This is a genomic window from Flavobacterium limicola (assembly GCF_003634755.1).
Taxonomy (GTDB): Bacteria; Bacteroidota; Bacteroidia; order Flavobacteriales; family Flavobacteriaceae; genus Flavobacterium; species Flavobacterium limicola.
On sequence record NZ_RBXA01000001.1, the window covers coordinates 1568903 to 1581129 of the forward strand.

General features: G+C 36.5%; 10 protein-coding genes. All 10 read right to left on the reverse strand.

Translation table 11 applies throughout. The features are described from left to right. Positions 1-21: 21 nt before the first annotated feature. The 10 genes from BC952_RS06960 to BC952_RS07005 all read right to left on the reverse strand — a co-directional run bounded on the left by BC952_RS06960 (position 22) and on the right by BC952_RS07005 (position 12173). Positions 22-2289 (reverse strand): glycosyltransferase, encoded by a 2268-nt coding sequence (locus BC952_RS06960; RefSeq protein ID WP_121364820.1) that lies wholly within the window; start codon positions 2287-2289, stop codon positions 22-24. A gap of 11 nt (positions 2290-2300) precedes the next feature. Next, the gene (locus BC952_RS06965; RefSeq protein ID WP_121364821.1) at positions 2301-3338 is read right to left on the reverse strand and encodes a glycoside hydrolase family 130 protein; all 1038 of its coding nucleotides are present in this window, start codon (positions 3336-3338) and stop codon (positions 2301-2303) included. Positions 3339-3388: 50 nt separating this feature from the next. Continuing rightward, the gene (locus BC952_RS06970; protein WP_121364822.1) at positions 3389-4381 is read right to left on the reverse strand and encodes an MlaD family protein; all 993 of its coding nucleotides are present in this window, start codon (positions 4379-4381) and stop codon (positions 3389-3391) included. A 9-nt stretch (positions 4382-4390) separates the two neighbouring features. Further along, complete coding sequence (locus BC952_RS06975) at positions 4391-5143, reverse strand: ABC transporter ATP-binding protein (RefSeq protein ID WP_121364987.1); 753 nt, start codon at positions 5141-5143, stop codon at positions 4391-4393. Positions 5144-5148: 5 nt separating this feature from the next. After that, the gene (locus BC952_RS06980; protein WP_121364823.1) at positions 5149-5931 is read right to left on the reverse strand and encodes an MlaE family ABC transporter permease; all 783 of its coding nucleotides are present in this window, start codon (positions 5929-5931) and stop codon (positions 5149-5151) included. 315 nt (positions 5932-6246) lie between these two features. Further along, complete coding sequence (locus BC952_RS06985) at positions 6247-8829, reverse strand: cation-translocating P-type ATPase (protein WP_121364824.1); 2583 nt, start codon at positions 8827-8829, stop codon at positions 6247-6249. A 12-nt stretch (positions 8830-8841) separates the two neighbouring features. Then, positions 8842-9840, reverse strand: coding sequence for a sodium:calcium antiporter (locus BC952_RS06990; RefSeq protein WP_121364825.1), 999 nt, complete (start codon positions 9838-9840; stop codon positions 8842-8844). 146 nt (positions 9841-9986) lie between these two features. Next, a complete protein-coding gene (locus BC952_RS06995; protein ID WP_121364826.1) occupies positions 9987-10820 on the reverse strand; it encodes a universal stress protein in 834 nt (277 codons plus the stop codon). 157 nt (positions 10821-10977) lie between these two features. Next, positions 10978-11265, reverse strand: a complete 288-nt coding sequence (locus BC952_RS07000; protein ID WP_244200107.1) for a chaperone modulator CbpM — start codon at positions 11263-11265, stop codon at positions 10978-10980. A gap of 2 nt (positions 11266-11267) precedes the next feature. Beyond that, positions 11268-12173 carry a J domain-containing protein gene (locus tag BC952_RS07005; protein ID WP_121364828.1) on the reverse strand — a complete coding sequence of 302 codons (906 nt, stop codon included), beginning with the start codon at positions 12171-12173 and terminating at the stop codon, positions 11268-11270. Between the last annotated feature and the right edge of the window lie 54 nt (positions 12174-12227).

The following is a 12227-nucleotide window of genomic DNA, read 5'->3' on the forward strand; positions in this document are numbered from 1 at the left end:
CAGCAGATTTTTTAGTGGAATTTAAGTAATTAAGGACTTCTTTTTGGATGTTTTTATTGGATTAGATGGTTTTTCCATATATTTTTCCATGATTAATCTCGCTTTGAAAAAACACAAAGTAGATTCAGCTCCCTGATTAATATTAATGTGTTTGTCCTCCAAGCCATCATAGGAAGCACCATTTTCCGGATTGTACATGATCTGTTTTAGATGATTGTTCCCTAAAAACCAGATGAAAGCAAGTTTTAATTGGTCTTTATATTTTTTATTTTGCGTTACTTCATAAAATAAATCAAGTGCAATAATGGTTGTAGCCACTTCAATAGGTTGTTCGCCATAGAAAACCCTTTCATTTTGCTTCTTAAACCAACCTCGATTAGATATTACCTTCAACTGCCCTTTCATGAAATAATGAGAAAGCAGAAAGTCGAAGGTAATTACCGCAATTTTTTTATATTTCGGATTTTTGGTGACTAGATAACTGTACATCATAGCTTCTGGCAGGACATTATTAGCATACGTCATGTAATCTTCATACCAACACCAATTCTCGGCCGAATTGATTTTATAATGACGCAACAGTTCATCGGCAAGATTCTCGATATGTTTTTTTACTTCCCCGTCTTCATACATTTCATGGTAAAGATAAAGTCCTTTTAATGCGTAAGCTATGGCTCTTGGAGATTTAAAATTATCAATTTTTTTGATGGCTTTATCCCAGCATTTTACTGCTTGGCAAATCATGTCCAGCGGTAGGTTTTGTCTATGCGAAATCACTGTTCCAAGACTCCACAACGCTCTACCATTTGCATCTTCCAAATTTACCTCTTCGTTTTGTTTGGTCAATTTCTTGTTGTAATCTTTATAATTATCAAACCAACCATCGTGTTGCTGTATTCCTTCAATAAAATTCAAATAAGTATTCGCTAATTTTAAATTTTCCTTATCGGGAAAAGCTTTGTTGTATAGGACCATATTGATTAATGCTCTGGCATTATCATCTAGTGTATAACCAGATTCAGGGTCAGGCTGACTGAATTTGGAAAACTGAAGAATTCCAAAATCGGTAGTCAGTTTTTTGATATGATCTAACTTTATTGGAGGAAAATTGAATCTCAAATCATCCTCTCTATTCGTTAATTGGTCAAATAAAAGGCGGTATTGTATGGCGATATTCTCCCAGTTTGTAGCACGAGCCATAGAAAAAGCATTTCTTCCCATTGCTATTCGTTGCTCTTTATTTTCGATGAGAAAAAGAATTGCTTCCTTAAATTCTTCAGGATTATCGAAACTTTTTAATAGGATTCCATTGCCGTTTCCTAACGATTCGACGGCATGCGGTATCGGTGTAGAAATTACTGCGCAGCCGCTGCTCATCGCATACGCAAAAGTTCCGCTTACGGCTTGATTGGGATCTTTGGATGAAAATAAATAAATTTCGGATAACGTTAAAAATTCCAGTAATTGGTCCAATTGAAGATACTCATTAACGAAAATCACATTGTTTTCCAGACCGAGTTTTTTTACTGTAGCAGTAAGCAAATTGCGATATTTTTCACCTTCTCTTTTTATAACTTCAGGATGAGTTTTCCCTATAACAAGATAAATTACCTCAGGATGTCGAGCTACAATTTCCGGTAGGGCATGCAATACGGTTTCAATCCCTTTATTTTCGCTAATTAAGCCAAAGGTTGATAATACAACTTTGTCTTTAAAGCCATACTTATTTTTTAATACTTTTTTCTGTTCCCAGAGTACAGTATGATTGCCGTGGGGAATAACCATACTTTTAGAAGGAGGACAATTATAATATTCGGTCAAAATTTCTTTTGATTTTTTGGTGAGTACCACCACCTTGTCTGATAAATCAGCAATGGCATAAACCACTTTTTTTCTTTTTTCATCCGGATCAGGGAGCACAGTATGAAAAACGGTTACAATGGGTTTGTTGAGCGCTAATATAAATGAAAGAATATGATCTCCATATTCCCCTCTGAAAAGACCAAATTCATGCTGAATACAAACCAATCCAATATCGTTTCGTTCATTTATTTTCTCGGCAACCAACCTATAATGGACCAAAGAATCTACCGGCAGAACATAGCTCACTTCTTCAGGATATTGGAAATCTTGTTCTCTGGTTTGTAAGGCGCATACTTCCACAGGAAGTGTGTCTCCAAAGACAACATCCAATGCATTTACAATATCATTCGTAAAAGTTGCTATTCCGCATTCTCTGGGCGGGTAGGAGCTTACAAGAAGCATTTTAATTCCTTTCTCGATTTTCATAGCGTTATTTTTTAAGGTTGTTTTCTCAATTCGAGAAGTAATTCGCTTAGTTCTAATTTTGCAACTGCAATGTGTTTATCAGCCACACCGTAATAAATGTAAAGGTCATTCCCAAATAAAGCATGTCCCGTTGGAAAAACAATATTGCTCACTTCTCCCTCAATTTCCCATTGTTTTGTTGGTGAAAATAACGGAAATGGCAATCTGGCAATCTCAATTTTCGGATTATCTAATTGTAATAATGCGGCTTTAGCATGATATATTTTCCCTTTAATTGTTTCTTGTACTCCATGGTAAATAATCAACCAGCCGTCTTCGGTCTCTATAGGCGGACCGCCAGCTCCAATGTAATTGACTTCATATATATCTTTGGGATCCAGTACAATATGATCCACCAAATTAATGAGATATTCTTTCCAAAATGACTCTGTTAAATCCTTGAAATCGGTAAATTCCGCAATCTGAATTCCTGGCCAAATCCGATGCAAAAGCATGAACTTTCCGTTTATTTTCCTTGGAAACAACACCACATCTTTATCCCGAAGCAATCTGAACTCATCGGCAACCAATCCTATTTGCGCAAAAAGATTGTAATATTGATGGTATTTTGGATTCAGTTTATTACTGTCACAATAGTTTACAAAATTTTCATATTCTTGATAATTAACATGTGGAGTTATGACACCGTGCTTTTCAAAATGAATTAGATCCTTTGAAGTGGCAAGCGCTCCCATCGCATTGACTCCGTCATAAGCGGTATAGGTAATGTAATAGGTATCCTCAATTTTTACAATACGCGCATCTTCCACACCGTGTTTTTCATAATCAAAATCTCTAATAATTAATGGTTTTTCATGGCGTTCTGTTACTTTCATGGGACCATCTAACTTGGCGTAACCTATCGTAGAATAATTGCCATGTTCTACCGCTCGGTATAAAACATGAATGGTATTTCCTTCCTGATAAATTCCGGGATTGAACACGCCATTATTTTCAAATTGATGGTCGGTAGGACTTAGAATTATTCCTAATTTTTCTATTGTAACCATGTTGTAATCGTCTTTTATGTAGTTCTAAAATCAAATTAATATCCAAAAAACTATTTTTGTTCTTCCGCTTTCTTTTCTTCTTTCAATTTTGCTTTTTCTTGTTTTCTAAAATATCCCCGTAGTAAAAAATTATGTTTCAAAGCTTCTAGATTTTCATTCAAACGCAAACTTGCCTCGTTAACATTTGTCATCGTTGAATCTATTTTCCGAACTAATTCGGGGTCATTAGAAAGATAATTTACTACTCCTTTACCGTTTTTTATATTTACAATTGTAGTATCGAGATTGTTGACAACGTTATCTATTTGTGTACTGGTTTGCTTTAAATTCAGTACTATTTTTCTAAGATTATTGGCAACAGCCGTATCTTTTAAAACACCAATCACATTGTCTTTATTTTCTAATGATGAAAGGAGTTGGTTGATTTTCGTGATTGATTGTGAACTTCCTTGCCCTGTAATTTTCAAATAGTGAACGGTTTGTTTCAAATCATTTGCCAAGTTAGAATCCTTAATTAGCAAGCCCACGGTTCCAGTTCCCTGATTAATTTCATTCGTGATTTTAAGTAAATCGGATGTCAGTAGTGCCGCATTTTTATTGGTTTTGCCAAGGGTATTCAGCATATCATCGGTGCGAATTCGACTTAACGTACGAATCTCATCTCCGGGCGATATTGAGGTTGCTTTTTCCTTACTGGGAATAATATTAATAATCATATTGCCTACCAAACCATCAGAACCTATCGTGGCAATGGCATTTTTCCTGATATGCGGAAAAATGGTTTTGTCAATCAGCATATCGACTTTTATTGCCGTGTCATTAATCATTGTAATGCTGCTAACCGTCCCCACATTTATACCGGAATAGCGTACATTGTTTCCCAGTTGCAGGCCGCTCACATTATTAAAAACCGCTGATAACTGATTGGTTTTTCCAAACATTTGTTGCTTATCGCCAATGAAATACACCGCGAGTATAAACAGCGTTAACCCGATTATTACAAAAAGTCCTAGACGCAATTTTTGTGATGTCGTTTTTTCCATTTTTTATTCTTATTTAAAGAAAGCTTGTACTTTTGGATCAGTTGAGACGGATAATTCCTCAAAAGTGCCTTCGATATAATTGATGCCGTCAACCAATAAAATCATTCGGTTCGAAATCACCCTCGCACAATCCACATCGTGCGTGATAATTATTGCCGAGGTGTTGTATTTTTGTTGGATAGTCATCATCAAGAGCAAAATTTCTTTTGCAGTAATGGGATCTAATCCTGTTGTAGGCTCGTCATATAAAATTATTTTGGGTTGCAAAATCAATGTTCTGGCCAAAGCTATTCGGCGTTTCATTCCACCTGATAGTTCTTCCGGCATTAAATTGATGGTTTGAGCCAGTCCTACGTTTTCCAAAGCTTCCATCACTAATGGCGTGGTGTCTTTAATGACTCCAAACTTTTTTTTGTGACGACGCAACGGAAATTCCAAATTTTCCCTGACGGTCATCGAATCATAGAGCGCGCTTCCCTGAAAAAGGAATCCAACTTCTGTCCGTAAATCGTCCAGTTCTTCGCGATTAAGTTGGGTAATATCTTTGCCCATCACAATGATAGAACCACTGTCCGGCTGCTCTAGTCCAATCAAGCACTTAATCATCACTGATTTTCCAGAACCGGATTTGCCCATAATCACCAGATTTTCCCCTTCATTCAGCACCATATTAAAACCATCCAAAACATGATTGTCACCATAACTTTTTCGCAAGTCTTTGATTTCTATAATTCGGTTTTGATTGGGTTTCGGGATACTCATAATCGTCATAAATCATAAAATATATCAGTAACAAAAACAGCAATAAAATCAATAATAAACAGCAACATCGAGGTGAAAACCACCGCAGAATTAGCTGCTAATCCCACACCTGCTGTCCCTTTTTTGCAATTGTATCCTTTGAAACAACCTACTAATCCGATGGCAAAACCAAAAAAGAACGTTTTGATGGTTGCGGGAATCAAATCACCAAATTCCAAGGCATCAAAAACCTTGTTGTAATACAATAAAAAAGAGACATTTCCTTTGATATTTTCGACAAGAAAAGAACCAAATATTGCAATAGCATCGCCAAAAAAAACTAAAACGGGTAACATAAAAGTGGTAGCCAAAACTCGGGTCACCACTAAATATTTGAACGGATTAGTTCCGGAAACTTCCATGGCATCAATTTGTTCCGTAACCCGCATCGATCCTAATTCAGCGCCAATACCAGAACCAATTCGTCCCGCACAAATCAAAGCCGTTATAATAGGACCAATTTCTCGAATCAGTGAAATACTAACCATTGATGGCATCCAGGAAACAGCGCCAAACTCCTGCAATGTAGGACGCGACTGCAAGGTGAATACCAATCCTATGATAAATCCTGTAACAGCCACCAGAAGCAAGGAACGATTTCCCATATTAAAACATTGTCGCAAAAACTCTTTAAACTCCATTGGACGTTTGAACGTTTCTTGAAAAAAACGACCAGCAAAGTAGGAGAGTTCGCCAATTTCGAGTAAAAAAGCTTTGAATAATTCCCTTATTTTTGAAAATGTATCCATAAGCAAATGAATTAGTTTTTAACAGAAAATAGCTACTCAAATATATAGTTATTTATCTGATTATCAGCACTGTAAAAAGTGTTGTTTGCCTATTATATTGACGGTTTTATCGAGAAAATATCAATTTTAAAAAATAACAGCATTTTTGTAATGGTTATTTTTATTCGGGCGAATAATTAGGATTGTAAAATGGGATATGTAGAAGTAATTTTTGATAAAAAAGAAAGGTGAATCAATCTGAACTTTAGGAAGATGACATTGTTAATTATTGATATACGGTAAATCGTATATTTATTTTTTATGAATCCACTTGTCTTATTTTTTTCTGTTTTTAATCCACTTCTCGATTTCTACCGCCCAAAAAACAATACTTGACAAAGCTAAGGTTAGCAGCAACTCATATAAAGTAAGTGGTTGTGTTTTGAAAATTTCATTAAAAAAAGGCGTGTAAACAATCATAAGTTGTAGCGAAACTGTTATTAATAAAGCGCCAATCATGGATTTATTGGAGAAAAAACCAATTTTAAAAATTGAATCCTGTCCGGAACGGATCACCATTACATGTCCCAATTGACTGAAGCAAAGTACCGTAAATGCCATAGTTTGCCAATGTGAGTTTGCCACATGTATCGCATAAGCCTGCATTCCTATTGTGACGACACCCATTAAAAATCCAACCCACAATATGTGAACTGCCATACCATTTGAAAAAATACTTTCAATTGGATTTCTGGGCGGGTGTTTCATAATATTTATTTCTGATGGCTCGGAGGCCAAGGCTAATCCGGGCAAACCATCTGTTACTAGATTAATCCAAAGAATATGAATGGCCAATAACGGAATGGGTAAACCAAAAAACGGTGCTAAAAATATCGCCCAGATTTCGCCTGAATTTCCGGTCATGATGTATTTGATGAATTTCAGGATATTATCGAATATTTTTCTGCCATGTTTGACTGCAACAATAATTGTAGCAAAATTATCATCCAGTAAAATCAGGTGGGATGCTTCTTTAGAAACTTCGGTGCCGTTGATTCCCATGGCGATTCCAATATCAGCGTTTTTTAGTGCTGGCGCATCATTGACACCGTCGCCAGTCATTGCCACAAAATGATTTTTAGATTGTAACGCATTAATGATTCTTAATTTCTGTTCGGGATTGACACGGGCATACACGCGAACTTTCTCCACAATTTTTACAAATTCTGTTTGTGTTAATGCGGATAATTTAGAACCCGTCAGCACCATATCTTCCTCAGAAGAAATTATTCCTAGTTTTTCGGCAATGGCTTTTGCGGTGAGTTTATGATCGCCGGTAATCATCACGGGAATAATACCCGCTTCTTTGCATTCCGAAACCGCTTGTTTTGCTTCCTCGCGTGGCGGATCAATCATCCCAACAAAACCAATAAGCGTTAGTTCTGTTTCAATTGTTTCTGGATCTAAATTTTTCGGTAAAGAAGAGAGCGTTTTCATGGCATATCCTAAAACCCGATAGCCTTTTTCAGCCATTTCGTTTACTTTGCGTTCCAATTCGGGAATATGTGATTGCTGCTCGGCACTCAGTTTATGAAATAGCACATCGACCGCTCCTTTTGTAATTACGATCACTTCATTATCAGTATTTTTAGTTTGATGCAGGGTTGACATGCATTTTCTTTTAGAATCAAAAGGCAATTCTGCTATTCGGGGAAATGCAACTTCTAAATCTGTACGGTTTATATTTTTATCGAAAGCATATTGCACCAATGCGACTTCAGTTGAATCTCCCAACCATTTTCCGTTTTCGCCTTTCGAGACATCGTTATTTAAAGCTATGACGTGAAGCAATCGGTTTTTTTCTTCAAAAGTGGCATTGTATTTTGTATCTGAAGTTTCAAAAATTTCCTGTACAGTCATTTTATTCAGCGTGAGAGTTCCCGTTTTATCAGAACAGATATAGGTTACGGAACCCAATGTTTCCACAGCGGGTAATTTGCGAATAAGCGCATTGTTTTTGGCTAATTTCTTGGCACCAAAAGCCAAAGCGATAGTCACTAATGCTGGTAAAGCCTCAGGAATTGCAGCAACAGCAAGGGAAATGGAAGTAATCAACATCGTCATTACAGATTCTCCCCGCAACCATCCGATAAAGAATATGACAGTGCAGATGATTAGAATAACAGCGGACAAACGTTTGCCAAAAGCAGCTAATCTTTTTTGCAGCGGTGTTGTAGTTTCATCCGTTTGAATCATTTTAGCGATATGTCCCAGTTCAGTATGCATTCCTGTGGCCACAACATAACCAAGAGCTCTTCCGTTGGTAATCGAAGTGCCTTTGTAGCCCATATTGGTTTGGTCGCCTAGAGCATAATTTCCTTCTGGAAGTTCCTCTGTATTTTTTTCTACATTGTTGGATTCCCCGGTAAGTGCTGATTCGTCCACTTTTATTTGATGGGTTTCAAAAAAACGAATATCTGCAGGAATAACATTTCCGGCTTCTAGAACTACAACATCGCCAGGAACAAGATCCGAAGCCGGAATGTCAATCATTTTTCCTTCGCGTACAATGCGCGCATGGTTTGCAACCATATTTTTCAATGCTTCCATCGCTTTTTCGGCTCGATATTCCTGAATGAATCCCACAATGGCATTGATAATAATGATGGCAAGAATAATAATGGTGTCTGTTACATCGCCTATTATTCCCGAAATTATTGCAGCCGCAATCAGAATCAGAATCATGAAATCAGATAACTGAGAAAGGATCATTTGTAAAATACTTTTCTTTTTTGTGTCTTCAATTTCATTTTTTCCATGTTCGCACATACGTTCTGATACTGTAATTTCATCAATACCGTTTGGAGTTGTTTGCAACAACTGGGTAATTTCGGAAAGTGGGAGTAAATGCCAGTTCATCGCTTTGTTTTTTTATTTTTTGTAATATAAAAGCCCCATCATGAGTACATAAACGACAGCAATTAATGCAGTATCAATTGCGAGTTTCCATTTTTTTTCTTCTTTGAAAACAATTCCAATAATTCCTATTGCGGTAATAATAATGGTGCCAAGGACGGGAATAATATGATTGGGACTTGTAAATTGAAAAATAGGTCCTTTGGTATAGAGTATATCGTCAAGCGCAAGAATGGCAATGTTAAAAATATTACTTCCAAAAATATTACCAATCGCCAAGTCGATAGTTCCGATGCGGATGGCGGCAATAGACACGACTACTTCCGGAAGTGACGTGGAAGCTGCGATGAATAATGTACCAAAGAAACTTTGTCCCAATCTGCTGGCTTCAGCAAGGTGTTCTCCAAAATAAGGCAATAGCATAGCAGCACCCATCAAAATGACCGCGTTCAAAGCATAACGTAGAACCACTTGTTTTAAAGTTAAAGTGTAAGTATCTTTTTGTGCTTCACGATGATTATTTTCTTTTTTGTCATAAAGGAAAATAACCCGAATGGCTACGAGGTAAAATATCAGAAATAGAATACTGAATTCTCCAATCCAAAGAATAGTTCCAAAAAAATTAGGCATCAAAATAGCAAAAGCAACTAAGCATAACAGTATGATTCCAAAAGAGGCGGCAATTATATGGCCCGGTTGTGCAACGGATGTTAATGGTTTTTTATGATTATAAAAAAAATCCATAATGGAAATAATAAGGATGTTGAAAGCGCAACTTCCCACAATATCGCCAACGGCAAGGTCAGGAGCATCCAAAATGACAACTGCGCTTATTCCGTTCATCAGTTCAGGCATAGAAGTTACAGATGCCATTAGGATAAGACCCATAAACATTTTTCCCCAGCCCAGCATATCAGCCAATAGATCTCCATATTTGGAAAGTCTGGAACCAGTTGTTACGATTATCGCTGTTGCAATTAGAAACCCAATACTATCCAGATATAAAGTATTCATATAAAACAATTACTTCGTTAGTGTCTTTGGTTTTCCTGATTAATCATTCTAAATCAGGAGGAATGAAAATTTTTTAGTACATACTTTTATTAAATTATTCTACTCGTTAGCTATAACTATTGAACACTTTGGGGAGTAAAAAGATATTATTTGTTTGGGATACTTAATAACGGAACGGGAATGTGATACGCTATTTTTTTAGTTACACTTCTGTGAAAAATACGATTCCAGATTCCTTTTCTTTTCAATGGATTCATTACTATTATATCCGTTTTGTCCAGTAAGGTTTCCTCCAAAATAGTTTTCGAAACATCCTTTCCAACAGTATGATTAAAAGTGAATTCAAAATCTTTAAAATGATTTTGGATTGTTTTTTTATAGTGTTCATAATCTTCATCAGCTGTAAAAAAAGTGTTTCCCCAATCGATGTGTAAAATTGTGATTTTAGCATTGAAAAGCCTATTAAACTCTAATAGCGATTGCAGTACCTTTTTGTCTTTTTTATTATAATTAGTGGCGTAAGTAATTTTTTCAGGGACTTTGAATTTATACTTTTTTGGAATAGCTAAGACCGGACAAGGCGCATTAGTCATAACTTCGGCGGTAAAACTTCCTATGAGTTTTTCTTTCAAACCACTGGCGCCTTTGGTACCCATCACAATCAAGTCTGATTTGCTTTTTTTGCAAAAATCAATAATTTTAATGCCTTCCGGACCCTGATCTACGTGAATCGAAACAGAAAGATTTGGGTTTTTATTTACAATGGAATTCTTTATTGTTGTAAGTCTGTCCGTTAATTTTTTATGAGCTTCCATATTTTCTTGCTCACTCAGTGAAAGCAGATAAAAACCACTTTCGAATGGAATAAAACTGTGGTACAAAATCAATGAAGCATCCCAAAATAAAGCCATCTTTATAGCGTAATGAATGGCGGAATCTGCCGCAATGGAGAAGTCTGTGGGTACAAGTATTGTTTTCATAGCTATAAAATTTATGCGTTAGCAATGTCATAAAGTATAAATTTTGAAATTTTTTAGGTTCCAGAAATAATAGCATTACTAAAAAGCAGTGAAACGTTCTCTTTTTTAAAGATTGTAAACCATAACTTTTTAAGGGCAGATTCTAGTGGGGCTGTTGTTAACTTTCGTACAAACGCAATCTGTTTCTGAGTGCGGTCAATTCATTTTGCAATCTATCAATCTTTTGTAGCAAATTAAACACGACATCAATTCCTTCAATATTAACGTCTAATTCCTGATAAATACGAATCATTTTTTCGATTTCATAAATTGCATCTGAATCAATATATTGCTTGGATTCAATCGTTTTTATTTCGAGCAAACCCATTTCGCTGAGGTTAGTAAAAAAAGACAGTTCCACAGTATAATGAATGCACAATTCAGGTATCGGGATCAGATTTTCCATGTTCATGATTTTCTTAAGGTAGCGAGTTCAGCGAATAATTCCTTTTCTTTCTCAGAAAGATTGGTGGGGATTTGTATTTGATAAGTTAGGTACAAATCACCAAATTCTCCTTCTTTTTTATACACTGGAAATCCTTTTCCTTTCAATTTGACTTTAGTTCCGTTTTGGGTTCCGGGTTTAACGGTCAGTTTTACTTTCCCGTCAAAAGTGTCTGCGGTAATCTCGCCGCCCAATAACGCAGTATACAAATCCAAATCCACTGTTGCGTAAAGGTTGTGCTTATCTAGTTTAAATTTCGTGTGATTTTCGACCGTGAACGTGATGTATAAATCGCCTTTGGGACCGCCACCAGAGCCTTCGCCACCCATACCGCTGATTTTTATTTGTTGGCCGTTTTCGACTCCCGCTGGAATGGTAATACGAATATTTTTGCCATTGATAGTCAATGTGCGTTTGTGAGTAGTGTAGACGTCTTTAAGTTCCAGATGCAGTTCAGCATTAAAATCCTGTCCTTTGAACTGCGCACTTCTGCGGCCACCGCCACCAGAGGCTCGACCACCAAACATCGATTCAAAAAAATCAGAAAAATCACCTCCACCGCTGAATCCACCACCACCAAAACCTCCTTGTTGTCCATTTCCGTGGTATTGACGTTGCTGTTTTGATTTTTCAAATTCTTCCGCATGTTGCCAATTTTCGCCGTAATCATCATATTTCTTACGATTCTCCGCATGGCTCAAGACTTCATTTGCTTCATTGATTTCCTTGAATTTTCTCTCGGCTTCTTTATCATTTGGATTTAAATCGGGATGATATTTACGCGCAAGTTTGCGATACGCCTTTTTAATCTCGGCTTCTGTCACTTTTTTGTCCACTTCAAGAATTTTGTAATAGTCTATGAATGCCATTGTGATTATTTTTATGTTGTGGTTATTCGGTTAAGTTTGTAGTATCTGGAAATA

Bases quoted from the DNA above. Each gene is read 5' to 3' on its own strand.
- BC952_RS06960 (WP_121364820.1), bottom strand. From the start codon at position 2,289: ATGAAAATCGAGAAAGGAATTAAAATGCTTCTTGTAAGCTCCTACCCG.
- BC952_RS06965 (WP_121364821.1), bottom strand. From the start codon at position 3,338: ATGGTTACAATAGAAAAATTAGGAATAATTCTAAGTCCTACCGACCAT.
- BC952_RS06970 (WP_121364822.1), bottom strand. From the start codon at position 4,381: ATGGAAAAAACGACATCACAAAAATTGCGTCTAGGACTTTTTGTAATA.
- BC952_RS06975 (WP_121364987.1), bottom strand. From the start codon at position 5,143: ATGAGTATCCCGAAACCCAATCAAAACCGAATTATAGAAATCAAAGAC.
- BC952_RS06980 (WP_121364823.1), bottom strand. From the start codon at position 5,931: ATGGATACATTTTCAAAAATAAGGGAATTATTCAAAGCTTTTTTACTC.
- BC952_RS06985 (WP_121364824.1), bottom strand. From the start codon at position 8,829: ATGAACTGGCATTTACTCCCACTTTCCGAAATTACCCAGTTGTTGCAA.
- BC952_RS06990 (WP_121364825.1), bottom strand. From the start codon at position 9,840: ATGAATACTTTATATCTGGATAGTATTGGGTTTCTAATTGCAACAGCG.
- BC952_RS06995 (WP_121364826.1), bottom strand. From the start codon at position 10,820: ATGAAAACAATACTTGTACCCACAGACTTCTCCATTGCGGCAGATTCC.
- BC952_RS07000 (WP_244200107.1), bottom strand. From the start codon at position 11,265: ATGGAAAATCTGATCCCGATACCTGAATTGTGCATTCATTATACTGTG.
- BC952_RS07005 (WP_121364828.1), bottom strand. From the start codon at position 12,173: ATGGCATTCATAGACTATTACAAAATTCTTGAAGTGGACAAAAAAGTG.